The sequence below is a fragment of the uncultured Methanobrevibacter sp. genome (genome assembly GCF_902770715.1).
Taxonomy (GTDB): domain Archaea; phylum Methanobacteriota; class Methanobacteria; order Methanobacteriales; family Methanobacteriaceae; genus Methanocatella.
Genome location: NZ_CACXTS010000010.1, coordinates 31,654 through 56,249, shown reverse-complemented (window position 1 = coordinate 56,249; position 24,596 = coordinate 31,654). Strand labels below are relative to the sequence as shown.

Below are 24,596 nucleotides of genomic sequence, written 5' to 3'. Positions count from 1 at the left end.
ATTTACAACATCCCCATCTTTAACATCCCCAATCAGCAACGGTGAATCTGGATCATGCAACTTCTGGTTCCTTTTGACCAACTTCATGTTGCTGTTGGCATAATAACATTAAATTTATAATCTCTTCTAATTAAATTTCATCACTAAACAAGAAGTCTAAGATATTCATATTTCGTATTCCTCTCTTGACATATTAAACTCATCAATGGATATTATATATTTTTGGATAATTGTCCTTAACCAGAATCATGGGAGGAATTCCCTTTCAATTGTTTCTTCATGAAAAACCTATATGGATAAGTATAAGTTAACAAATTTTAAAAAATTAAAATTGTTGCATTATAAGTTTACAATTTGATTAACTTCTAAAAGCAGTCAATGGTTCAGACTTGTTAAAACTTCTTCAATGAAATATTCATGAATTAAAGTGTCCTCTGTTAATTCTGGATGAAATGAAATTGCAATGTTGTGTCCTTGCTGAATGGCTATTATTTCACCATCAAATTCTGACAATATCTTAATATCATTTTTGGAGCCATCATAAGATTCAAGTGCCGGTGCTCTAATAAACACACCAGAATACTTTTGATTTAATATTTCAATTTCCGCTTCAAATGAATCCTTCTGCCTTCCATAGGTATTTCTTTTAACAGTTATGTCCATAAGTTCAAGTAGCGGCTGGTTGAAATCTGTTTTTTTGCCAAGAAGCACCATTCCAGCACAAGTTCCAAAGACAGGAATATTATTTTCTTTAATAACTTTATCAATACCCCTTTCCTTAATGAGCTTGCCAATTACAGTACTTTCCCCTCCGGATATGATTAATCCATCACATTTTTCAACATCATCACTGTATCTTACTTCTTCCACTTCTATATCGAGTTTTAAGTTTTCAACGGTTTTTCTTGTCATGTCAAAGTGTTCTGAAACTGCACCCTGAAGATTTAGGATTCCGATTTTTACCATCTAAGCACCTTAAAAAATAATTAAAAATATGAGGAATTTTAAATTCCCCTGTCCTGCATTCTGTCGGATTCGCTCAAAGTTGACATTTCCAGACCTTTCATGGCTTCGCCCAATCCTTTGGATACTTCCGCCAATACTTCAGGCTTGTCGTAATTTGCAGTTGCTTCAACTATTGCTTTTGCAAATGCTTCAGGATTGTTTGACTTGAATATTCCTGATCCCACAAAAATGCCGTCGGAACCTAACTGCATCATGAGTGATGCGTCAGCAGGTGTTGCAATTCCTCCTGCAGCAAAGTTGACAACAGGTAATTTGCCCAATTCTGCAGTTTGCTTTACAAGTTCAATTGGAGCTTCGATGTTTCGCGCATATTTCCAGAGTTCCTCTTCCTCCATTCCATGTATTGTTCTGATTTCTCCCATCACCATTCTCATGTGGCGAACTGCTTCTACAATGTTTCCTGTTCCAGGTTCTCCTTTGGTACGAATCATAGCTGCACCTTCGTCAATTCTCCTTAGTGCTTCACCAAGGTTACGTGCACCACATACGAATGGTATTGTGAATTCCTTTTTGTTGATGTGATATTCTTCATCTGCAGGTGTCAACACTTCACTTTCATCAATCATGTCAACTCCTAGGGTTTCCAATATTTGCGCTTCTGCAATATGGCCTATTCTTGCCTTTGCCATTACAGGGATGGATACTGCATCAACCACCTCTTCAACAATTGTTGGATCAGCCATTCTGGCCACTCCCCCAGCTGCACGAATGTCTGCAGGTACCTTCTCAAGTGCCATTACTGCCACCGCCCCTGCATCTTCTGCAATTGAAGCCTGTTCTGCATTCACTACGTCCATAATGACTCCACCTTTTGTCATTTTTGCAAAACCTTCTTTTAGTACTTTTGTTCCTTTTTCTATCATTTTTTTGTTCTCCTATTTCTGAATTGTTTGAAGGGGATATATTAAAAGGGCTCCCTAAAACGTTAATATAACAATAGTTATAATAACAATTATTAGTATATATTTTATCTATATAAATTTTATGGCAACAAACCCGACGGCACTTATATGAATTATTTCCAATAGCTTTTTCATCACCTCTGAAGCATAAATCCTGAAGAATCCAATTAAAACTGTCTAAAATTACTTATTTTACTAATTAAAGATGCAAGTAACCATTTACATTCGAAAAACTTTATATATGTCCTTTTTTATACTAATAAGTAGGTGTGAGAAGTTCTAAAAATAAATCAAACGAGAACTTCACCACAACAAAAGGTGAAAAAATGATATTAATATAATCTTCCATTAAGATCAAAAAAAATGTAAACTGCTGTCGAACATGAATTATTAAAAAAAAGGTGATTAACATGGCTCCAATATTAGGATTCACAAAACTCTTCATAAAGATCGCAAGTCTATTCAACTAAACACGAAATAAAAAAAAAATAATTAACACGGAGGTGGAGAATATGGCACCAACAGGATGCTTCTCAAAACTCTTCAAAAAAATCGCAAGTCTATTCAACTAATATTTGGAGGTTAAACACTTGAAATTCAGAAAAAAAGTGCAAAAAGACACCTCGCAACCAAAGCGAGGTGAACCTGCACAACTTATGACTCTTTTTTTAATAAATTGATTAAATTATTATAACTATCTTTTTTTTACTAAAAGCACTATGCAAAAATCAAATCAATTTTTGTTGTGTGTCAATATAGCTTGGTTCTGTAACTTCCATTACTGTTTCGCCCTCTTTAACCTCACCAAGTATCAACGGCGAATCCGGATTATGCAATTTTTGGTTCTTTTTGACCAGCTTCATGTTGGCATTGGCGTAACAATAATTGCTTGTCATCAATTGTTTATAATAATTTCAGCATCTTACCCTGCAACTTTTCCAATAATACTCAAGTAGTTACCTTTGTATCATTAATTGGTTCAGGTTGTGTCAGTGATTATAGTACATGTTCAGGATTTGTATTTCCACCATCCCAGTTTCACCCAGTATAGATGAAAATATTTAATTATCATGATTTCTAAAAAAAGTAGTGTAGAGAAAACATAAGTATGACAACTTTCGCATGCCCTTTCATATAACTCCTCTCCAAAATATAACTAGTTAGTTATTTCATTTTTAAATTATATATAATTAATCTAGTTTTAGCAAAAATAATTCTGCAAGAAACTTTTTTCAAATTTAAAAAGTAAATAATATTAGAAAAAGAATGGAATTAACCTGGGAATCAATCAATCTTCTTTTCGAAATTAAAGATGAATCCTTACATCAAATGGAAGAGTTGATGAAAATATTGATATTATCACTAGACTTACTTAAAAAATCATATGGAGACTCTTAAAAGACTCCAAAATGAAAGTTCAAGAGTCAAACAGAAAGTTATTTGGCAAGGGATTTCTTAAGTTTTAATCCCCTTTTTTTTAATTTAAATCTGATATTTCAACATTCTATCCGTTAAGATATAAATATCTTCATAGTGCATAATATAAAATAGTATGTTTTCTAATCTTAAAAATAAACTCACAGGCGATAAGAAGATTCTAATATTATTTTCAATAATGTTTATTTTTAATCTAGCCTTGTTTTTTAATCTATTTGCTTATATGGTCATTATTAAGAATATAAACGCATCAGTTTTACATGACCTTGTTACAGTCATTTCAGCAATCATAATTTTAGGTTTTATTTCAACTAGGCTCTCGAAACTTAAAGAATTAACCGACGGATCAGTTTATGAAATCGGTTATCTAATTATTATGGGTTTGTTAAGCCTTACTATTTCTTATTTTAATAAATCCGCTAATGGTGAATCATTATGGGCTCCATTTCTAGAAATGTTTAGAATGTTATCTGTAATTTTGATTATAACATACATTGCCACTAAATCTAAAAGTTTTCAAGCTATAGTTAAAGGTGATACTTCCCGTAAAACCATAATCTCGCAGATTATCATATGTTCCATAATTGGAATTCTTGCATCATATTTCACTATGGATATTAATGGAATTCCCGCTAATTCAAGAGGATTAATTGTAATGATAGCCTCAATGCTTGGAGGACCCTATGTCGGAATACCTGTAGGATTAATATCTGGACTCTGGAGATATAACATGGGAAGAACTACAGCATTGGCATGCAGTGTTGCAACAATACTGGCAAGTATTGTTGGAAGTTTCGTTCATATATGGAACGGCAGGAAATTCTTAAGAGCATATAAAGCTGCGCTTTTAATGCTTTTATATAGTGGCTTTGACATGTTTCTTATAACCGTATTAACCCCTCGACCAGATGGACTCCTTATTGCCAATACTCTTTATGCTCCAATGACCTTTAGTGCTGTTCTTGGAATGTTGCTCTTTACCATGTTCCTAGGTGAGAAAAAAGAGGAAATACTAATAAGCGAAGAATTAAAACAGACACTTGATGACAACACTGATAAAATCTCAGTCAATACTGATATAATTGATTTAAACACTGATAGGATTATTGAAATATCACAAGAATTAAAGGAATATAAAAATAAAGTTGATAAATTAGAGCAAGAGCTGAGTGATATCAAAAACAAATTGTAATTAATTTTGTGGAAATTTTGTAAACAGTTCGCCATATTAGAAGCAGTTTAGGATAATTTTTAAGAAAAAATTTATTTATTTTAAATTAAAAATGAAAACATGAACGAAAAATATATGTCAACCAACAGACTTGAAGCATTTTATGATGCGATTATTGCAATTATTGTAACAATCCTTGTTTTGGAATTGCCCCAACCGGCTGCCGCATCCATCCCATCTATTTTAGCACTTAAGACTTCCTATTTTGCTTATTTGATAAGTTTTTTAGTCTGCACCAACCTTTGGCAATACCATCATTTAATCTATAACCATGTTGAACGCATTAATGCAAAGATAATTTGGCAGAATATATTTCTGCTGTTGATTGTTTCACTTATTCCATATTTAACAACATTTGTTGCAAATAATCCGTTTTCTTTACTGGCTGAAGTATTATACGGTTTGGATTTCATCTTTGTCAATATCATTCTGTTTTGGATGGCAAAATCATTGCTTGATGTTAACTCCGATCAAGAGTACTTATCAAAGGCATTGGATGTGAAAAATGCACTGGTCATTCCATTCATACTGTTCCTCTTTGGTTTGGTAATTGCCTTTTTAGGATATCCCTTTGCAATCAGCATATGCTGTTTGATAAGCGTTATACGGTCAATTGTCTATTCTATTAAATATTAAAAAGTATGTTCATGGTATAGAAAGTCAAATAAAAGGAGAAATATTTTACTAAAAAAAAATTTGCCAAAAGCGTTAATTGAATTAAAATTAAAAAAATAAAAAAAAAAATAATTTAAAGAAGCTATAACATTTTTCAGACTTAAAAAGGACAATTATATGGAAAAATAAACTTGAACATTTAAATAATAATTTAATTTTTAGAATATATGATTAAAAGAATTAGTTCAATCTTAAAGAAAATAATCTTTTAGAGTAAAAAATAATATACCAACATGTTTATATTGCTTCTAAAATAAAGATTTATCCGGTGTATGACTAATGCTTAATGAAAGTCAATGGAATTCACGAATTGCTTTTCTTTTATCAATGATTGGAGCAGCCGTTGGATTGGGCAATATTTGGCGTTATAGCTATGTGGTCTATTCCAATGGTGGAGGAACTTTCTTTATACCATATTTAGTTGCGATTCTAATTATGGGCATCCCATTTCTTGTATTGGAATACGGTATCGGATTCAGGCACAAGGATTCATTTTCCAATATTTTAAAGAGCATAAATCCTAAATTGGAGTACATTTCATGGGCATTGGTTTTAATTATCTATTTTGTTTTAATTTATTATTTAGTTATAGTGGGCTGGGACCTGGTATATTTGGGCTCCAGTTTTAATTTCAACTGGGGAAGCGATTCCGCACTTTATTTTGTAAAGAATGTTGGTGGAAGTTCAAATCTATCCAATATGGCGAATTTCATAATTCCAACAACCATTTCAATGTTGATAGTTTGGATTTTTGTTTGGTACATTTCCCATAAGGATTTGAATGAAGGAATTGGTAAAGCTTCAAAGATTCTAATCCCTCTGCTTTTCGGGATAATGGCATTCATTATCATTTTTGCATTAACGCTTCCTGGAGCGGGCATAGGCATAAACGCATTGCTGAAACCCGATTGGCAAATGCTTTTGAACGTGAACATTTGGCTGGCAGCCTTTTCACAAATCATTTTCTCATTAAGTATGGGAGAATCAATTTCATTAACATATGCCAGTTATTTGCCTGATGGATCAAAATTGACCGACAACGTCTTGATTGTGGTTTTTGCAAATTGCGCATTTGAAGTATGTACCGCATTTGGAATATTTTCCATTCTCGGATATATGTCCTATACCTCTGGAACACCAATGGTTGAATTGGTAAGCGAAGGTACTGGACTGGTATTTGTTGTCTTTCCAATGATTTTCAATATTATGGGACCTATTGGTCGTATAATTGCTCCATTATTATTCATAGCAATATTATTCGCCGGAATAACTTCTGCTGTTGCGGTCTTCGAGCCGATGATAAATTCAACCGTCCATAAGCTAAATTGGTCCCGTAAAAAAGCAGTAACCATATTGTCAATAGTTGGATGCATTCTCTCACTATTGTTCACAACAGGAATCAGCAGCTATCTTGTGGGCATCGTCGACAGTTTCATTACGGAATTCTGCATTCTTCTTTTAATTGCAATTCAATGCATAATATTCGGATGGCTCTATGATATTGAAGGAGTTATTCCAGTATTGAATGAAAATGACAGGGTTAAAGTTGGAAAAACCTGGGTGTTTGTCCTTAAATATATATTGCCTATCTTTTTGTTCTTAATGTGGGGAACTGGAGTGTATAATTTACTTTTAGATGCTAATAATTTTGAATTGATTGTTTATGGCATGATTACAGCTGTCATTTTAATATTGAGTTATATCTTTACGAATATCCCTGAAAAAAGACAATGAAAAAAATTAGGTATGGAAAGAATGTACTTGGCACAGATCTTTCCAATATTATATGATTATGAATATTAAGGAACTACAGTAACATTGCCTTCATATGTGCATCCTTGATATTTGCCATTACCCGCAAATGTGAAATCACCATAGTAATTATCCTTACCTGCATCAGGCAAATATTCTGCATTTTCAATTGTAAATTGGCCATTTTCATCAGTGACTGCATCAACAAGGGTTCCCATTTCATGACCCGGCTTGTGGAATGTAATTGTTTGGTTTGCAACGCCATATCCGTAGGCATCAACCAACATGCCTGAAAATGATCCGCCTTCAGATACTTCAGTCTCATTCAACATCATAAAAGTAGCTACATCATTGTTGAACTGAAACCAGAATACTCCAATGCAGATTACAAAGGCAACCAATAAGATTATTAAATAATAGCTTTGCTTTTCCATATCAACACCTTGAAAATATATTATATCTTTTCTAAAATAAACTTTACTTATTGGGAAGTGGATTTTGCAAGCTTCTTTTGAACCTTGTCGCTTTCCAATTCCTTTAAAGCATTCCGGGCAACCCATTTGCTTGACTTATTGTCGATTTCAAGAATGTCATGTGAAAGTTCAATAGCTTTTCGGTTATTTTCCAAATTAGATTTGCCGATTTGTCTTATTGCCCAGTTAACTGACTTTTTAACGAAATTGCGATTATCCTTTGAGCCTTCCTTAAGAATATCAAAATACTTGTCAAAATCAGAACCCTTTTCATGAACCGCCAAAACAGCAATCAAACTGAATGCCGTTCTTTTGACAAATTCCTCTTCAGCGCGGCACCAGACAAATATGTTATCAAGGGCTTGGGGAATGAATCTCAAAAGGTTAATGCATGCCTGGTCAACCAAATCCCATGAATAGAATGAATTAACCCAATAATCCAATTGTGCAGAAGTTACCTTTTCGGGCTCTTCAACAAGTGTCGCCAAAAGGTATGTTTCATGATATCCGTGGTTCCAAAGTCTTGATGCGAGCTCATGGTCTTTGCCGCAGCCCTTAGCTATTTTTCTAATCTGAGGAAGTCTTAATCCATAGCTTTTTACATATCTAATGCCGAATCTTTTCATGTTTTCGGCAAAATAATCATCTGACAATTCTTCCAATTCGCAAATGATATCATCGAAATCCATTTAATCACTTAGAATAGCTTCACGTACCTTATCAACTGCAATTTGTTTTTTAGCAGGAAAAGCGGCAATTTTAATTTTAAGGTGAATTGCATCGCCTTTATCAAGAATAGTAAATTTTTCATCCAGAGCGTCAGATTTATCGAATCTTAAAAACCAATTACCTTTTTCATCCATCTTACGCTCTAAATCATTGTTTAATTTTTCCAAATCAACAGATTCGAGAAGTTTGTTAAAAAAAGTCTTTGTGTATCTTTTTTTAGATACCGTACCGGATAAAATAATTATCTTATCTTCCATTAATCCTTCAGCCTCTTCAGCTTCGATTTCGGCTTCAGGAAGTAAATTTAAAATAGCTTGAGAAATCTCATCAACGCTTTCATTTTCATAAACGAAAGCTCTGAATTTAATATTATGAATCATTTAAATCAAAAAAAGAAAAAAAATTAAAAGAAGAATTATAATTTTCTTCTTCTAGCTTGTTCTGATCCTTTTCCTTTGGATTTGATTCCACGTCCTTTGTTACCAGCACTAGTTAAGCCTCTGAGAGCTCTATTAGTGTGTTTTTGGGAACAGATCCAATTGATTTTCTTATCGTTAATGATAGAAGGACTGTTAGGATCAACTAAAATTACTTCGTAATATTTATGTTTTCCTGTAGACCATACCCAGTAGGAGTTCAATACTTCTAAGTTAGGGTATTTTTTAGCTACACGTTCTTCAGCAATTCTTTGAATAGATTTTGCTTGGGTAATTTTGTTTACACCCATTCTTTTAGGTTTACGACCATTGAAGTGACGAGTTTTCCTTCTTCCACCACGTCTTACTCTGGTTCTTACTAAAACAAATCCTTTTTTAGCTCTGTAACCTAAGCTTCTAGCTCTGTCGAGTCTAGTTGGTCTTTCAATTCTTTGAACTGCTTTTTGCTTTCTCCATTTAGGAGCTCTTTGCCACATGAGTTCACGTACGTAGGACTCATCTGGATTTTTCCATGCATCTCTAATATATTTGTACATAAATAACACCTTTTTGTTCAGCCACGAAGGCCACATCCATATGGGAACTTATCCCAAAAAAAGTAATTATCACTGCTAAAAAATAACAGTAATCAAATATTTGTTTTATGTATTTATAAAGGTATCGTAAAAACCATTAAAAAATATGTAAATGCTCCGTTCCATAGGATTATATGCAACTATATAAGTTTCCTAAAATAAATTAATTATCATGAAAATGCCTGAAGAACTCGATTCAAAATTACTGGCCCCATGTGGAATTAATTGCATCAGCTGTGAAAAATACCAAAATCCATGTGCAGGCTGTCTGATAAGCGATGACGGCAAAAGCAAAGCCAGTCTGAAATGTAAAATTAAAGCTTGCTTCGACACTAAGAATTTCAGCTACTGCGGACGCTGCAGTGAGTTTCCATGCCCATTGATAAAGAAACATTCCAAAAAATATGTCAAAAGACATGACTTGAATACATTGGATAGTGCAAAAAGAATCAAAACCACAGGTATCGGAAAAATGATGTCACAAGATCGTGAAAGGTGGTTATGCCCACAATGTGGTGGAATTGTGAAATTTCAAACCAAATCATGTAGTGAGTGCGGTTTTAAAATTGATTAAATTAAAAATTCAATGAATAATTTTAATATTTCCATTGTTACTATCAATTTAAAAATGTTTATAATTAATTTAAGCATACCTATTGTGAAAAACAGACAATTATTTTAAGCAACGATATATGAAAAAATAAAAAAAGAATAAATATGCATAAAACATATTTATTTAAGCCGGAATTTCGCTTGCAGGAACTTCATAAGTTGAAGTTATTTTAAATGTCCTGTATGTGGAATCAAGCAAAGACCCAACAGATATTTCAATGACATTATTTTCAGCATTAAAATTCGCTGAATCGAATTTAAATGAACCTACACCATTTACAACATTAAAGTTTACTTCAATTTCTTTAGAGGTTCCCCTATTCAAAGTCGCAAACATGTCAAATTCCGGAAGGTTTGATGCAACTTCACCGTTTTTGTAGAATACTATGCTGTAATCACCTGGAGAATTACATGTTACATTATCGAATTTGATTGCTGTTGTGCTGATTCTAGGACACATTGTTCCATAGCCTACAACGCCAGTATCATAGTCCCATGTTACAAGATTGTTTGTACCGTACCAGTTCGGATCCAATTTTAGCCTCAATGATTCATTCCATTGGCCAGGACCATAAATTCCTTCAGGATTTGCACTCATCTCACCTAAAATCATCATGCTCGGACCTCTTGCATTCCTATAGACTGCATTATCGGTTACAATAGGTTCAACTGCATTTTCGGCCAAATCATATCCTGCATTAAATCTCATGCCCTCCAATACATTGTCAGTAATTGTATTTTGGGTAATAACAATGCCTGTTGAGTAATTTGCATCAAGAGAAATTCCCAAATGATTCCAGGCAATGTGATTATGGTTGATTGTTACATTAACAGCAGAGTTGTTTAAGAATATTCCATAACCTGACGGGCCTTCAGGGACTGTCATGATATACAAACCGGTTTGCTGAGAAATTTCATTATTAACAATTTCAGTATTTGAGACTCCAAATCCATATTTGATACCATAATTATTCTCCCTTAATGTGTTGTTGTCAATTAGTAAATTAGAAGAGTATTCTGCGAAAATACCGCTTTCAAACAAAGATAAACTATTTCCATACAACAATATGCCAGTGGAATTTGAAATGCGAACTCCATATCCCGGCATATTAACGGTTCCATCAACATAGCTTTCAATTTTGGATTCATCTAAATGATTCACAATTGAATTACCTATTAAATTTACGTTATGCGCATTGATAATGTCTACAGCATCACTTGAATTTCCACAAATGACAAAATTGCTAATAGATACGGTATCGGCCACTATTTTTAAAGCAGGACTATTTAAAGGAGCGTTTAGAATAGTTACATTCCTAGAATAAATATTCAATTCATTATTAATTGTTAATGAAATGTCAAAGTAATAATCTCCTAAAAATTCAACATGAGACCAAATAGGAGCATTATCTAAAATGCATTGGATTTCTGAATTCGGCAAGCCCTCATCAACAAATATGATTCCGGATTCATTTAAAATGGCAATCCTGTTAGTATTTGAAGTTTCCTTATACTTATCATCACCGGAATAGCTGATCTTAATATCAAAGGATGTGACGTTGTTGGTTGCCAAGTCTATTCTAATTTTACCGCTATCATCGGTAGCTTTAGAATAGCTTTCGCCATTAATCTCGTATGTCAATGTCTTATTGATTAAGGCATTTCCTGAGGCATCCCTTAGAGAAATCTGATAATCCTTTTGGGCATCTGCTGAAAATGTTCTGTTATAGCTTTCTATAACTGTGCCTAATTTGGCAACAGTGACTTTTCCAGTGGATTTTGATGCCTTATAAACTGCAGTTCCCTTATAGTTAGCAACTACAGAATATGTCTTTTCATTAGCCAAATTGACGGATAAACTTACTTTACCTTTAGAGTTTGTGGTTTTAGTGTAGGTTTTACCATTTAATTTGAGAGTTACTTTCTGTTTGGCTAATGCTTTTCCAGTACTGGTCTTTAAAGTTACTGTGTAAGTTTTTGCTTCTTTTGGAAGAGCTGAAACTGTAGGGGTTGTGAGTTTGGTTTTTATTTTTGCAACTTTAATTTTACCGGAAGATGAAGCTTTTTTATAGACTTTGCTTCCCTTATAGCTTGCACTTACCTTATAATTCTTTAAAGCGGAGAATTTCACTTTAATCTTAACCTGGCCTTTAGAGTTTGTCTTCTTAGTGTAAGTTTTGCCATTGATTTTAACAGAAACTTTCTGTTTTGAAATAGCTTTTCCGTTTCCATCCTTTAATGTTACAGTGTAAGTTTTGGATGTTTTAGGAGGGATTGTTACGGTAGGTGTTGATAATTTTGCAGTTTTTGAAGAATATTTGACAACAATTTTCTTTGTTTTTGAAGCTACCTTATATTTATTGGTTCCTGCAAATTTAATGGAAATTTTGTAGGTTTTCTTATTTTTAGAGAATTTTAACTTAACTTTAGCAACACCTTTGCTATTTGTGGTTTTGGTATATTTCTTTCCATTGACCTTGAATGTTATCTTTTGTTTTGCAATGGCTTTGCCGGATGCATCCTTTAATGTGACTGAATAGTATTCGGCCATTTTTGGAATCATGTTTAAGTTAGCTGAAACTAATTTTGTAGTGGTTTTTTTGACTACAACTTTTGCTTGAGCACTACATCCTTCATAATCGACTTCATCACCAGGATAAATAATATTTGCTGTGTATGTACCTTCTTTTGCAATTGCTACTTTAACTGTTGCGCGGCCGTTAGCATCGGTTTTAGGTGTGAAACTCTTAGAGTTGAGTTTGACTGTCACGGTTTCGCCAACTACAGGATTTCCGTTGCTGTCCTTTAAGGTTATAACCAATTGCTGATTGGAATTTGGATAGGTATTTAGATTAGAGACTGTCAAGGTAGTGTTTGACGGTGTTCCCGGAATGGATTCATCTGCTACTGTGAAAGTTTTGGATACCTTATTGTCAAAATTGACCCCATTTGTTGGAACAACAGCGGTTATGACATTGCCAGTTTCGGCAAATTCGTCTTGATAGAACCTTACTGTTGCAGTTCCATTCACCATCATTACTGTTCTGTAGATATCTCCTTCATCAGGTTTTACATGTTTTGTAACCTTGTTTAAGTAAAAGGTTACCGGAACGGAACTTAAATCCTTTGCAATGTTGCCGTTTTCATCCACAATTGAAATGGAATAGATTCCTTTTTTAACCTGTTTAATCTCACTTAACTGAAGCTCATAATTTCCGCTTAAGGACCATTGAACCCCTTTATCATAGTTATAGAAAATTACGGGGCAGTTAACGTTTTTATTTATCTCAAATACATACCTTAAGAAAACTGCTCCCTTATTTGATATGTAATCTCCCTTATTGTCCCCCACATAGTTGAAGACATCATTGGCTGAATCATATGAATAATCACCTTTGTTTGTACCTCTGTATTCAAAGGTATTGCGGAAGACCGGCCTTTCTTCCTGTGCTCCTTCAAGACCAACCATGTAATTGTTATCGATGATTTCCAAATCAGGATATCCGATTCTTTTAGCTGAATTGACCAAATTTCTAACTTTATAATCATTTAAAATTTCATACATCTTATTTTGATTGAAGAAGTTACCCTTAATCTCTATTCTGGTAATATTGCAGTTGACATAAACACCATGGGTGTTATAAGCTATGTAATTGCTTAAGATGTAAACATAATTGGAAGATGTCAAATTGACACCAACACCATTATTGGTAAGATTATTGAATTTGATGTTTGTATTTTTGCTTGATCCGGCAACTGAAACGGCCGCAACCTTATTGTTCTTTATATCTGAATTTTTAACAACAACATTGTTAGAATTCTTGATGTTAACTCCATATATTGCATCGGAAATTGCCACATCATCAATTGTTGCACCATTGGCATTTTCCAATCTGATTGCATCTCCACTGCCCATATCGGAGAATGTGCAATTTCTAATGATTACATTTGAAGCCCCATTTATGAGAATGCCATAATCTCCATTGCCGTAAAGCATGCCATCTCCAATGAAATTAAATCCTTCAATTACAGTACCGCTAGCCTTTGAAGTCAAATAGAAGATTCCATGATATCCGGATACTGCTGAACTGGAACAAGGACTCAAAACAGTTCCAATTTCACTTTTTATTGTTACTTTTTTATCAATGGTGACGTGAACATGCTCATAATTCTGACCATTGACAATTATTGTATCTCCAGCATTTGCAGACTGTATGGCATTTCTGATAGTATGCTCATTCATTTCGTTATGATTTCCCCCATTTTTATCAACAACGGTAGTTTTTGGTGTTGACAATGCAGAATCATCACTACTTACACTTAATTCAGTTAAATCAGAGCCATCGTTACTTTTAAGTTCCATACTCGATGAATCAGATGTTAAATTATTATTAGAATTATCCTCAATAGCCGCAACTGAACTTATACACATTAATGCAACCAATAATAAGGATAAAGTTACAAAAATTTTTTTATTTATCATAATTTTCCCACAATTTTTTTCTATAACGATTGAAATAATATATCAATATTAATTATTATACTATCGATATATTTAATGTATTTCGGTTTATTTATATATTAAAATGAAAATTATGTATTTTTTAATGGAATGAATTGAAGTAAAATACATATAGAAATAAAACTATAAAAAAGATTATATGAACTTGTGGGGGATTAAACATTAAAAACAAAATCATGATTTTAAGTATCCTATTACTCATTTTAATTACATTATCTTGTGTTAATGCAACAAAAATCAATGAAAATGATTCCATATTGGATATTTCAGAAGATTACACTAATGATAAATTGGAAACCTCTTTGAATGATTTTTCAACACTGAATGATGAAATTAATGCATCATCACAAACAAAAACATTGAACTTGACAAAGGATTATGCATTCAATGGCGATAAAGACGTATCCTACTCAGATGGAATTACAATAGATATAGATGATTTGATCATTGATGGCCAGGGCCATACGATTGATGCCAATAATCAGGCCAGAATATTTAATATCAAATCAAATAATGTAATTTTAAAGAATCTTGTTATTACCAACGGATATTCCAAGTCAAATGGTGGTGGAATTTATTGGTCTGGACTCAACGGACAAATTAGCAATTCAAATTTTAAAAATTGTGCATCACCGCAAATAGGTGGAGCCGTTTATTTTGAAAAAATCGCTACAGTTACAGATTCCAAATTCGTGAATAATTCCGCTTATTTTGGAGGTGCCGTTGATTTTCAAAGCGAAAGTGTAATGAACAACTGTGAATTTGACAATAACTTTGCAAAATATCTCGGAGGAGGGGTATTCTGCTGTGAAGATACAAAAATATTGAATTCAAAATTCGCTAAAAATATTGCTTCCGACGGAGGCGGGCTTTATTTCTTCTCAACAGGGACAGCTGAAAACTGCATGTTTGAAGAAAACACAGCCATTGGATATGGCGGAGCAATTACAAACGAAAATAAAATTTCTGTTAAAAATTCGACTTTTATAAAAAATAATGGAGCATATGCAGGAGCCATTTGCTTAAAAGGAGATGGAAGCATATACTGCTGCAATTTCACTGAAAACTCCGCTGCCAAAACAGCCGGTGCCGTTTATACTGATTGCTATGACGCTTCAATATTAAATAGCAAATTTGACCATAATAAAGCCGAACAAGCGAAATCCATTTACATCACCAACAAAAATGTAAGGCTTGAAAACATTACATTCAATAATAACCCCTCAACTTATGCAACTGAACTTTATATTGAATGTGGCAATAAAACTCTAATCAATTTAACTTACAATAATATTGCCAAACAGGAATCAACAAACCCTGCCAAGACTGTTGTAAAAACTGTTACTAAAAAAGTTACGAAGAAAAAAACAGCAATTACTGCAAAAACCAAAACATTTAAACTGAAAAAAGTTAAAAAGTACACAATTGCCTTGAAATCTGGAAAAACTATTCTTAAAAAGAAAAAAGTGACTCTTAGAGTAAAAGGAAAAACTTATACTGCAAAGACCAACTCCAAAGGAAAAGCAGTGTTTAAACTCAAAATAACAAAAAAAGGAAAATTTAAAGCTACAATCAAATTTGCTGGAGACAAATTATACAAGGCATCTAAAAAAACAGTTTATATCAAAATCAAAAAATGAGGATAAATAACTTATCCTCCAATCTATTTTTTAACTCTTAAAGTTATCTTTACCTGTGATTTCAAGTATTTGACTACCACAGAATATTTGCCGACTTTTAGATTCTTAAAGCTGACAGTAGCAATGCCTTTCTTATTTGTTTTGGCACTGTAGGTTTTGCCTTTAATTTTAAAGGTAACCTTTTTATTCTTTATCGCTTTGCCTTTGCTTGTTTTCAAAGCAGCGCTATATTTAATCTTTTTAGATTTTTTCACGGTTTTGCTCTTGGCTTTTAAGACTTTTTTAACAGTTATTGTATTTTTTACTGTTGATCCCTTATAGGAAGTTGTGATTTTATACTTGCCTGGAGTTAAACTGAATGTTTTAGATGCATACCCTTTACTATTGGTTTTGACTTTATATGATTTTCCGGCTATTTTCATTACAATAACTTCGTTTTTGCCAACATATTTGCCCTTATTTCCAATAACACGAACTTTAAATGTTACTTTTCCTTTATAATCCACAACAACATTCTTATTATTGGTAATTTTTGATGGGTTTTTAACCGCTTTGAATGTGAAAGTTTGGCTGTTAATCCTAGCAGTTATGGAAGCCTTTGCAGGAATCACAACCGATTTTGAAATAACTCCTTTTACAGTAGTTAGAGTGCCAATATTTGATAATGTAACTTTAAAGTTAGGTAATGCTTCTAAAGAATCCAGATTATTATCAGTCGTATTGATGCCAATGACAAATTTGGCCAGCTCGTATTGCATCAATGGGGCTTTATTTTTTAGATTGATAATTATCCAATTAAATTCATCTGAAAGGTTTAGATTAACCAATTTATCAAAGTTTGGATTATTTGTTCCCCACCAGTTATTAGTCAAATTACTGTTTTGATCATTAAAATAAATTGCCTCACCGGCAGCCGCTTTATTGTTAAATAAAGAAGAATATGTTAAATTGATATCCTTTCTTGCAATAATCGCTCCACCTTCACCACCTGCAACATTGTTTTCAAAAACGGATCCCACAACGTTTAATAAATTATTATTATTTATTGCACCTCCGTTTTTAGTTGCAATATTGTTGGTGAAATTAGATTTAATTACTGTTAGATTTCCACCATTGTCTATAGCACCAGCACCATAAGCCTGATTCTTATCAAATAAGGAGTTCATGATAGTCAACTGACCAGAATTATCGATAGCTCCACCGTAGCTTAAAGCCTTATTCGAAGTGAATCTGGAATTATTGATTAATATGGTTCCATCAATGTTGAAAATAACTCCTCCTTCATCAGACCCCGTATTTGAATCAAAAATTGAATCAGAGAGGTTCACATTTCCTGCATGAATATTAATTATTCCCAAACTATGGGAGACTACATTTTTTTGGAATTTAGAATTTGAGACAGTTAAATCAACATTTGTATAGATTACTGCTCCTCTTGAAGCCTTATTTTCATTGAATAGGGAGTTACTGATTTCACAGCTTTTTCCAATATTATATATTGCGCCAGCCATTGAAGCCTCATTTGATTTAAAATTGCCATTATTTACAAATAAAGCGCCTAAATTATATATAACTCCACCATAATTGTCTGCATTATTACTGTCCATAATTGAATCTTGAATTTCAACATTTTCACAATTATAAATAATTCCATCGAAAGCAGAATTGGATTTTAAGTTTGATTTGATTATAGTTAAATCAGCATCATTATATATTGCACCACCATTTGGTGCCTGATTGGAGTTCACATTAGAATTAGATAATATTAAAGTTCCTTTATTATAAATTGCCCCTCCTTTATCAGCATTATTTGATGTAATTGTAAATTTATCAAAAGTAAAATCACCGGTATTGTATATTGCACCACCTACAGCTGCAGAATTATTCATTAATGTAACATTATTAAAGTTACTGCCATAAAGTTTAACCAAATTTAACCCGCCGCCATACTGTGCAGAATTATTGATTAAAACAACATCTTTCAGACTGCAAGAGAATTCGACGCCTGCAATAGTGCCTAATGCTGATGAAATTCCTCCGCCCTTATATTTTGCAACATTATCAGTGAAAATGCAATTCTTTGCATTGACATTACCGGTATCCGCAGAAATTCCACCCCCATAATTAGCATGATTACTGTTTATTTTAGAATCAGATATGATTAAACTGCCAAAAGAGTCGGCAATCAAACCTCCCCCTTCTTCTGCTGTGTTATTGACAATTAATGTATTTATTACTGTCATTGTGAATTCGGAGATATACATTCCTCCACCATACTGGCCCCTGTTGTTTCTAACATCACTGTCATATATTTCACAGTATCCCCAACTCTTGATTCCGCCACCTAAATGAGATGCTGAATTTGAATAAAATTTAGAGTTTTTAATAACCAGATACCCCCTATTATTGTAAATTCCTCCACCTCTTGTTGCGGAATTATTAATAAAATTAGAATTGATTAACTGAATATCGCTGAATCTGTTATAAATTGCTCCTCCCTCATGACCGTAGTTATTGAGAAATGTACAATTGATTATTTTTGTAGTGGAATAAAATGAGTCAATTGCAGCTCCTCCTCCACTACCATAATTATTTGCAAATAGTGAATTGTAAACAGTTAATGAAGAGCCTGCAGATCCTCGTACGGCACCATAATCCGCAGAATTATTAATAAATTTAGAATCTTTAATTGTCAAAATCCCCTCGCTTTCAATTGCAGCGCCATTTCCAGTAGTTTTTCCATTGACAAATGATATTCCATAGACATTAACTGTTGTCCTTTTGGATATGATAAAAATGCTTGATTTTGAATTAGCATCCAAAATTGTAGATGACGAATCAACACCATAAATATTTATATCCTTATCAATCTTGATAACATTCCCACTGCCTTCATATGTTTTATTTTCCAAGTGAATGGAATCTCCAGGATTTGCATTATCGATTAAACCTTGAATTGAACTGAAATCGTCAGGCACTGTTGAATTAACAGTTGAATTGCCTTCAGCATAGACATTATTCATAAGTAATATCGAAAAAATCAATATTAATAAGATAATCAACTTAAATTGAAATTTTTTTATAATATCCCCACCTAATAATACAATTTAACAAAATTCAATGAAATTAAAACAATAATAAGATAAATAGAATAATTATATTAAATTTAGAATTATCGTTATAAAATTAACTGAATAACATGATAATTGTTATATTGAAAATTATATTTATAGATTTTTAAAATTGAAAAAAAAGAAGAAAAATAAGTAATAAAAATATTACTTATCTATTTTTTTATGGTAAATTTAACTGTTTTGGATGAAGATGCTTTGTAAGCAGCGTCACCAGCAAATTTGAAAGCAGCTTTGAAAGTTCCTTTTTTAGCAACTTTTACGCTAATAGTAGCTACACCTTTTGCACTGGTTTTAGCAGAGAAAGTTTTACCGTTTACTTTAATAGTTACTTTTTTACCTTTAATTGCAGTTTTACCGGTTTTTAAAGTTACTTTAACTTTGATAACTTTTTTAGCTTTACCGGTAACTTTAACTTTAGCTGCAGTTAATTTGGTAGCTTTTTTAAGCACAGTAATTTTAGCGGTAGCGATGGAAGATTTGTATAAATTACCTTCACCAGCGTATACGATAGCTGCATATTTGGTGGTTGCACCCGCATATTTAACAGATAAAGTAGCAACACCGTTTGCATTAGTAGTTGCTTCTTTAATTACACCATCAATAATAATAGAAACTTTTTTGTTGGTTAATGCAACACCATTGGAATCTTTTAAGGTAACTTGTAATTTACCATTGTTACCAGCGTAAATTTTAATATTAGCTGCGGTTAACACAGTGTCGTATAAAGTGTTTGCACTGTATACATGATTTGCGTCTAAGGTTTCATTTAATAAAGCTTCAGTAGCAGAGAATATTTCATTTCCATCGAAGTTGATTGAAATACCTTTAACTCCAGCCGCAAGAGTATTTTTAGATACGTCAATAGGTGAAGTTACATTTAAGGAAGTAGCATCTCTGATTAAAACATTGAATAATGTTACAGTTGATGCATCAACATCATCAGCGTATTTGGTTACAGTGTTTCCAGTAATGTTAATATTACCGATTGGAGTTGGGAAACCGTGAGCTTCGTTACCTTTTTCAGCTGCAATTAAAACATTTCCATCGATAACTTCAAAAGTGTTATCAGTAATAGCAATGTCATCAGATGCTTTTTGGATACTGATTACAGGTAAACCTTTCCAATCAATAGATCCTTCTTTAAAGAAACCACAATTTACGAAAGTGTTGTTAGCAATTAATGAACCTGCAGTGGAAGCACCACCGAAGTAAATGGAGTAACAGTTACCTTCAAAGTAGTTGTCTAAAACATAGTTAGCTCCACTTCCTTGTGCAATGGATACACCATCAAGAATAGGTCCAACAAATCTGTTTCCTTTTACAGTCACTTGTGAAGATTGTCTGTAAATGTTTAATGATTTGGAACCTTGTTCTTTGTTTACTGTAGGATCGTTAGCTAATAAAGTAGAGTATCCTCCAGTAAAGTTGTTGTCTTGAATTGTAAAACCAGTAGTTTGCATTACAACAACACCACTGTTGAAATCAGTGAATTCACAATCTTTAATTAAACCACCATTAGCTGCTGAAGCACTAATACCCCAACCTGCAGTAGTTCCATTGTATTTAAAATCATTTTTAGGATTAGTGTCGATGAATTTAATACCTTGAATAGTTACATTTTGAGCTTTGATAGCAAAAATACCATTACCGTCACCATAACCTTTAATGGTTGTGGTACCTTTACCATCGACAATAACACCATTGTTACTGATTGTTACAGTCTTATCAGTAAAATCATATTCTGCATATTTACTTAAGTCTACAGTATTTCCTTCTTTAGCTGAATCAACTGCGGTTTGCACATCATCAACACTGTCACTAGCCGGTTGAATAGGTTCATCCACTGAAACAACATCTACAGCATCATCCACTGCAAGAGCATCGGTTGCATTTTCAGCGGAAACTGAACCAAGAGAGAATGCAATTAAAACAACTAAAAGAAAAGACAATAAAATCTTTTTGTTATTCATGATATTTCTCCATTAATAAATTTTTGAAAATTGATACTAATATGAAAATAGCCTGAATTAAACCAAAATTAACAATCGTCTAATAAATTAACAATATTTTTATATTAGTGATATTATTTATGTAACGACTTGTAATATAAATCTTATCGTTTATCGATGTTTTTTAAAAATTAATTAAAAAACAAATAACAACATACAACAAATAAAATGATTATAATAACTAATAAAATTAATTTAAAATAATTAATTAACTAAAATAATTAATATATGATAGAATAATAGCAAAATAAATAATTTAAATAATATTTTATATACTTGTAATATATTTCATATCGTTTATAAATCCTCTATGTTAAGAATATTATTATATATCATCAAAAACAAAAAGCATAATTGATGATTACATCCTTCGAATTACAAAAAGGAGGTGAGAACATAAAAAAATGCCTATCGATTATATTATTGATGACAATTATCCTAATTTCAATTAGTTCCGTCAATGCTTATGATAATGACACAAATTTGGAAATTAACCCTGAAGAGACATTATACCTTGATGAAACTAATGATGATATGTTAGCAAAGGCCCCTGTCGATTTAGAAAGCAAAATAAATAATGCCAAAAACAATGCCAAAATCACAATAACCCCTGGAGCTTACCAATTAAATAATATCAAACTTACAAAAAACATCACCATCCAAGGAAATGGGAATCCAAGGGACATCATTATCGATGGAGGACATAAATCAAGCATCTTCCTAATTAGAAGCCCTGATGTTTATGTTACTTTCAAAAACATCACTTTCATCAATGGATTAACAGACAATTTTGGTGGAGCAATCTCAATAGAAACAGGAAATGTTGTTGTTGATAATTGCATTTTTATAAACAACACTGCATTAAACGATACGAATGCTGGAGGAATATCCAATTACGGAACCAAACAGAACAGAGGTTATCTGTTAGTTAATAACTCATTATTCATTAACAACCATGCCGATCACGATGGAGGGGCAATTACAACATGTTATGCCAATTCATACATTTACAATTGCGTTTTTATCAATAATTCAGCTCATCGTGATGGAGGAGCGATAAGGGTTAGCGTATATGGCTTTGGGGATGTTCAGGACTGTATCTTCATGTTCAATCATGCCGATGAATGGGGAGGAGCATATTACAGCTGGTCCGGTAAATCTGACATTAAACGATGCATATTCCTAAACAATACGGCTGGGACCAATGGAGGAGCTGTAATGGTATCAGGAGACATTAATCTTCAAGATTCAATCATCGCAAATAACAACGGCGGTGAAACCGGAGGATCATTTTACATCCAGCAACCGATGTACAACACAAAAACCGTGATTAACGTTCATAATAACCTAATTACAAACAATACCTCCCCTTACGGTCAGGAAATATTCATAAAATGGAAGGATTCCTATAATCTCTATACCCAGTTTGACAATAACGATTGGGGAGATGAAAATCCGAACGACTCATCAGTGATTGATCCGGACAACGTTACCTCAAGAAGTAAAGTATCCAACACAATCAAATCTGATTTGTTTGAAAGATTGAATGTTGATTTATTGGACAAGTATTCTGATTTGCTAAAAGATTATTTCCAGAATAATTCTTTAGATAACTTAAAGAAACAATTTAAAAAACCTGAAAATAATCAGAATCAAAAAATATCCGATGAACAACCTAATGATGAAACTGGCAAACCTCAAATTAGTCAAAATACTGTAAATGCAACTTCAGCAGTTTCCAAACCGATGAATTCTAATCAGAACACAGTAATCGTCGGTAATTCAAGTTCATCACCCGTGGGTGAAAGCAAAGAGAAAAATGCATATGAACTTAATGAGACACCGTCAGTGTCTAAAAAAATTATTTTTGATTTTAGAAAATATTTCCTAATCATTGCATTAGTAATTATATTGCTTGCAATAGGATATAAAAGACATAAAAAAGAGGAGTAAATAGCTTAGCTATTTACTTTAATACTATTTTTTAATATTTAACTTATTATTCAAGTCACGTGCAACCAGATAATAATAAATGTAAAATCCGCACCAGGAAACAGCTGCAAATATGCATGCTATAATTATCCATTCTATAATGATGCCTATTCCAAGGTTAATCGGCATCCATTGAAGATATATTGCTACAATAAACAATATCACCATCCCAATGCCCATCTGGAATGTAACTTGAAGTGGAAATGCGATATCTTCCCTTTCATATATTAATCCAGTTAATGAAAATCCCCAACCAACAACAATTGATCCTAAAAATGCATTTATTATTGTGGTACCGTCAAAGCTGATATTTTGAGGACCCCTTTGAAAAGACATCAGAGCCATGATTAACAATACAATAAAGCAACCTACGAAAGCACCCATTGCCAATCTTTTAATTAAGTCTATTTTCATGCTTTCACCTACAAATCCAAAGCCTGTTTAAAATCCGGCAAATATTTCCTTGAGATATTGTCCTTTAATCCATTCTTAAGCTGTATGAACATCATTCCCTTAAGTGATGGAGCTACTCTTTCGACTTTTTTCAAGTTGACTATGGTGGTTTTTGAAATCCTAACAAAATCGCTTGTTAAAGTTTCTTCAACCTGATACAATGGCTTTTTGATTTGATATTCACCCTTTTCAGTGTATACCTTCACCTGCTTATCTTCAACCCTGAACATGTAGACATCACTGAATTCCAAAAGTGCAAAATCTGATCCCTTTTTAACGGCCAGCATTTCGCTTGACTCGTCACTTTCCAGAATTGACATTGCCTTTGTGATATTGTCAGTCAGTTCATTGGTGTGAATATCTGCATAAGGCTCTTCAATATCTCTTGAAACAAATAAATTTACCTTCATAGTTTATTTCCTTAACTTTTCCATTTCCTCTTGAATTTTTTGCTCCCTATAAGCTTCAGTGTCAAATTTGTCATTAAATACAAATGCTTTTAGAAAATCAACCAACACTCCTATACCCCAGAAGAATACAGGAAACAGCACCCACCAGAAGTCAGGAGTGCATATTGCATTAATTACAGCTAAAATTGCGTTTACAATTACATAAGCCTTGAAGTTTTTAAAGAATTTAATCTTTGCATCCGCCCTTTGTTCAGCCAGTGCCCTTAAGTTATCACTCATCTAATCACCCATTTTTGAAAGTTCTTTATTGATCATTCTTTCTCTATAATCACTAAGAGGATAAGCTTTAAAAAAGTCGTCTACAACTTCAATTCCCCAGAAAAACATTACAAACACCAATAACCAAAAGCTTTGTAAGAATATTATACATATTACTGCTATTATAGTATTTACAATCAAATATTTATATAGATTTTCTTGAAATTTTATTTTTGCATCGACTCTTCTTTCCGCCTGTTCTCTTAAATTCATAATATCACCATTCGATATCAATAGTTAGTAAAGTAATATATAAATGACTATTTGGC

At 32.8% G+C, this 24,596-nt stretch carries 20 protein-coding genes; 6 read left to right on the top strand and 14 right to left on the bottom strand.

Annotation, left to right across the window (positions count from 1 at the left end; all coding sequences use genetic code 11):
* Positions 1–375 precede the first annotated feature (375 nt).
* The 3 genes from pdxT to QZU81_RS04410 form a co-directional block, all read right to left on the bottom strand.
* Positions 376–966 (bottom strand): pyridoxal 5'-phosphate synthase glutaminase subunit PdxT, encoded by a 591-nt coding sequence (pdxT, locus tag QZU81_RS04420; protein WP_292876359.1) that lies wholly within the window; start codon positions 964–966, stop codon positions 376–378.
* 38 nt (positions 967–1,004) lie between these two features.
* A complete protein-coding gene (gene pdxS, locus QZU81_RS04415; protein WP_292883515.1) occupies positions 1,005–1,886 on the bottom strand; it encodes a pyridoxal 5'-phosphate synthase lyase subunit PdxS in 882 nt (293 codons plus the stop codon).
* Positions 1,887–2,656: 770 nt separating this feature from the next.
* Entirely contained in the window at positions 2,657–2,824 is a 168-nt protein-coding gene (locus tag QZU81_RS04410) for a hypothetical protein (RefSeq protein ID WP_292883509.1), read from the bottom strand.
* Between the two features lie 764 nt (positions 2,825–3,588).
* Here QZU81_RS04410 and QZU81_RS04405 point away from each other — a divergent pair.
* The 3 genes from QZU81_RS04405 (at position 3,589) to QZU81_RS04395 (ending at position 7,005) form a co-directional block, all read left to right on the top strand.
* On the top strand, positions 3,589–4,557 hold the full coding sequence (locus QZU81_RS04405) for a LytS/YhcK type 5TM receptor domain-containing protein (RefSeq protein ID WP_295589613.1): 969 nt from the start codon (positions 3,589–3,591) through the stop codon (positions 4,555–4,557).
* A gap of 99 nt (positions 4,558–4,656) precedes the next feature.
* Positions 4,657–5,232, top strand: coding sequence for a TMEM175 family protein (locus tag QZU81_RS04400; RefSeq protein ID WP_295589611.1), 576 nt, complete (start codon positions 4,657–4,659; stop codon positions 5,230–5,232).
* A gap of 318 nt (positions 5,233–5,550) precedes the next feature.
* Positions 5,551–7,005 (top strand): sodium-dependent transporter, encoded by a 1,455-nt coding sequence (locus QZU81_RS04395; RefSeq protein ID WP_295589609.1) that lies wholly within the window; start codon positions 5,551–5,553, stop codon positions 7,003–7,005.
* A gap of 65 nt (positions 7,006–7,070) precedes the next feature.
* Here the strand turns inward: QZU81_RS04395 and QZU81_RS04390 are convergent, their stop codons facing one another.
* From QZU81_RS04390 to QZU81_RS04375, 4 genes are read right to left on the bottom strand one after another with little or no spacing between them, the layout of a single operon-like run.
* Positions 7,071–7,457 (bottom strand): hypothetical protein, encoded by a 387-nt coding sequence (locus tag QZU81_RS04390; protein ID WP_295589608.1) that lies wholly within the window; start codon positions 7,455–7,457, stop codon positions 7,071–7,073.
* A gap of 47 nt (positions 7,458–7,504) precedes the next feature.
* Complete coding sequence (locus QZU81_RS04385) at positions 7,505–8,185, bottom strand: DNA alkylation repair protein (protein ID WP_295589607.1); 681 nt, start codon at positions 8,183–8,185, stop codon at positions 7,505–7,507.
* The gene (locus QZU81_RS04380) at positions 8,186–8,605 is read right to left on the bottom strand and encodes an RNA-binding protein (protein WP_292823322.1); all 420 of its coding nucleotides are present in this window, start codon (positions 8,603–8,605) and stop codon (positions 8,186–8,188) included.
* A gap of 35 nt (positions 8,606–8,640) precedes the next feature.
* Positions 8,641–9,198 (bottom strand): 50S ribosomal protein L15e, encoded by a 558-nt coding sequence (locus QZU81_RS04375; protein WP_295589605.1) that lies wholly within the window; start codon positions 9,196–9,198, stop codon positions 8,641–8,643.
* 211 nt (positions 9,199–9,409) lie between these two features.
* On the opposite strand from QZU81_RS04375, the gene QZU81_RS04370 reads away from it, so the two are divergent.
* Positions 9,410–9,811, top strand: coding sequence for a DUF3795 domain-containing protein (locus QZU81_RS04370; RefSeq protein ID WP_295589603.1), 402 nt, complete (start codon positions 9,410–9,412; stop codon positions 9,809–9,811).
* 162 nt (positions 9,812–9,973) lie between these two features.
* Here the strand turns inward: QZU81_RS04370 and QZU81_RS04365 are convergent, their stop codons facing one another.
* Positions 9,974–14,332, bottom strand: a complete 4,359-nt coding sequence (locus QZU81_RS04365; RefSeq protein WP_295589601.1) for a right-handed parallel beta-helix repeat-containing protein — start codon at positions 14,330–14,332, stop codon at positions 9,974–9,976.
* 215 nt (positions 14,333–14,547) lie between these two features.
* On the opposite strand from QZU81_RS04365, the gene QZU81_RS04360 reads away from it, so the two are divergent.
* Positions 14,548–16,011, top strand: a complete 1,464-nt coding sequence (locus QZU81_RS04360) for a hypothetical protein (protein ID WP_295589599.1) — start codon at positions 14,548–14,550, stop codon at positions 16,009–16,011.
* A gap of 23 nt (positions 16,012–16,034) precedes the next feature.
* Here QZU81_RS04360 and QZU81_RS04355 read toward each other — a convergent pair whose 3' ends face one another.
* Together QZU81_RS04355 and QZU81_RS04350 are read right to left on the bottom strand one after the other, a co-directional pair.
* Positions 16,035–19,034, bottom strand: coding sequence for a right-handed parallel beta-helix repeat-containing protein (locus tag QZU81_RS04355; RefSeq protein WP_295589597.1), 3,000 nt, complete (start codon positions 19,032–19,034; stop codon positions 16,035–16,037).
* A 263-nt stretch (positions 19,035–19,297) separates the two neighbouring features.
* Positions 19,298–21,115, bottom strand: a complete 1,818-nt coding sequence (locus QZU81_RS04350) for an Ig-like domain repeat protein (RefSeq protein ID WP_295589596.1) — start codon at positions 21,113–21,115, stop codon at positions 19,298–19,300.
* A 465-nt stretch (positions 21,116–21,580) separates the two neighbouring features.
* Between QZU81_RS04350 and QZU81_RS04345 the strand changes: the two genes are divergently transcribed.
* Positions 21,581–23,107: a hypothetical protein gene (locus tag QZU81_RS04345; RefSeq protein WP_295589594.1), complete on the top strand. Its 1,527-nt coding sequence runs from the start codon at positions 21,581–21,583 to the stop codon at positions 23,105–23,107.
* Between the two features lie 24 nt (positions 23,108–23,131).
* Here the strand turns inward: QZU81_RS04345 and QZU81_RS04340 are convergent, their stop codons facing one another.
* Genes QZU81_RS04340 through QZU81_RS04325 form a run of 4 tightly spaced genes read right to left on the bottom strand, consistent with a single transcriptional unit; the run spans position 23,132 to position 24,540 of the window.
* A complete protein-coding gene (locus QZU81_RS04340; protein ID WP_295589593.1) occupies positions 23,132–23,560 on the bottom strand; it encodes a DUF3021 domain-containing protein in 429 nt (142 codons plus the stop codon).
* A gap of 8 nt (positions 23,561–23,568) precedes the next feature.
* Positions 23,569–24,009, bottom strand: a complete 441-nt coding sequence (locus QZU81_RS04335) for a LytTR family DNA-binding domain-containing protein (protein ID WP_295589591.1) — start codon at positions 24,007–24,009, stop codon at positions 23,569–23,571.
* A gap of 3 nt (positions 24,010–24,012) precedes the next feature.
* The gene (locus QZU81_RS04330) at positions 24,013–24,288 is read right to left on the bottom strand and encodes a 2TM domain-containing protein (RefSeq protein WP_295589590.1); all 276 of its coding nucleotides are present in this window, start codon (positions 24,286–24,288) and stop codon (positions 24,013–24,015) included.
* Positions 24,289–24,540 (bottom strand): 2TM domain-containing protein, encoded by a 252-nt coding sequence (locus tag QZU81_RS04325; protein ID WP_295589588.1) that lies wholly within the window; start codon positions 24,538–24,540, stop codon positions 24,289–24,291.
* Between the last annotated feature and the right edge of the window lie 56 nt (positions 24,541–24,596).

Bases quoted from the DNA above. Each gene is read 5' to 3' on its own strand.
- QZU81_RS04370 (WP_295589603.1), top strand. From the start codon at position 9,410: ATGAAAATGCCTGAAGAACTCGATTCAAAATTACTGGCCCCATGTGGA.
- QZU81_RS04365 (WP_295589601.1), bottom strand. From the start codon at position 14,332: ATGATAAATAAAAAAATTTTTGTAACTTTATCCTTATTATTGGTTGCA.
- QZU81_RS04355 (WP_295589597.1), bottom strand. From the start codon at position 19,034: ATGAATAATGTCTATGCTGAAGGCAATTCAACTGTTAATTCAACAGTG.
- QZU81_RS04395 (WP_295589609.1), top strand. From the start codon at position 5,551: ATGCTTAATGAAAGTCAATGGAATTCACGAATTGCTTTTCTTTTATCA.
- QZU81_RS04405 (WP_295589613.1), top strand. From the start codon at position 3,589: ATGGTCATTATTAAGAATATAAACGCATCAGTTTTACATGACCTTGTT.
- QZU81_RS04345 (WP_295589594.1), top strand. From the start codon at position 21,581: ATGACAATTATCCTAATTTCAATTAGTTCCGTCAATGCTTATGATAAT.
- QZU81_RS04360 (WP_295589599.1), top strand. From the start codon at position 14,548: ATGATTTTAAGTATCCTATTACTCATTTTAATTACATTATCTTGTGTT.
- QZU81_RS04385 (WP_295589607.1), bottom strand. From the start codon at position 8,185: ATGGATTTCGATGATATCATTTGCGAATTGGAAGAATTGTCAGATGAT.
- QZU81_RS04350 (WP_295589596.1), bottom strand. From the start codon at position 21,115: ATGAATAACAAAAAGATTTTATTGTCTTTTCTTTTAGTTGTTTTAATT.
- QZU81_RS04375 (WP_295589605.1), bottom strand. From the start codon at position 9,198: ATGTACAAATATATTAGAGATGCATGGAAAAATCCAGATGAGTCCTAC.
- QZU81_RS04330 (WP_295589590.1), bottom strand. From the start codon at position 24,288: ATGAGTGATAACTTAAGGGCACTGGCTGAACAAAGGGCGGATGCAAAG.
- QZU81_RS04380 (WP_292823322.1), bottom strand. From the start codon at position 8,605: ATGATTCATAATATTAAATTCAGAGCTTTCGTTTATGAAAATGAAAGC.
- QZU81_RS04335 (WP_295589591.1), bottom strand. From the start codon at position 24,009: ATGAAGGTAAATTTATTTGTTTCAAGAGATATTGAAGAGCCTTATGCA.
- QZU81_RS04390 (WP_295589608.1), bottom strand. From the start codon at position 7,457: ATGGAAAAGCAAAGCTATTATTTAATAATCTTATTGGTTGCCTTTGTA.
- QZU81_RS04325 (WP_295589588.1), bottom strand. From the start codon at position 24,540: ATGAATTTAAGAGAACAGGCGGAAAGAAGAGTCGATGCAAAAATAAAA.
- QZU81_RS04410 (WP_292883509.1), bottom strand. From the start codon at position 2,824: ATGACAAGCAATTATTGTTACGCCAATGCCAACATGAAGCTGGTCAAA.
- QZU81_RS04400 (WP_295589611.1), top strand. From the start codon at position 4,657: ATGAACGAAAAATATATGTCAACCAACAGACTTGAAGCATTTTATGAT.
- QZU81_RS04340 (WP_295589593.1), bottom strand. From the start codon at position 23,560: ATGAAAATAGACTTAATTAAAAGATTGGCAATGGGTGCTTTCGTAGGT.
- pdxT (WP_292876359.1), bottom strand. From the start codon at position 966: ATGGTAAAAATCGGAATCCTAAATCTTCAGGGTGCAGTTTCAGAACAC.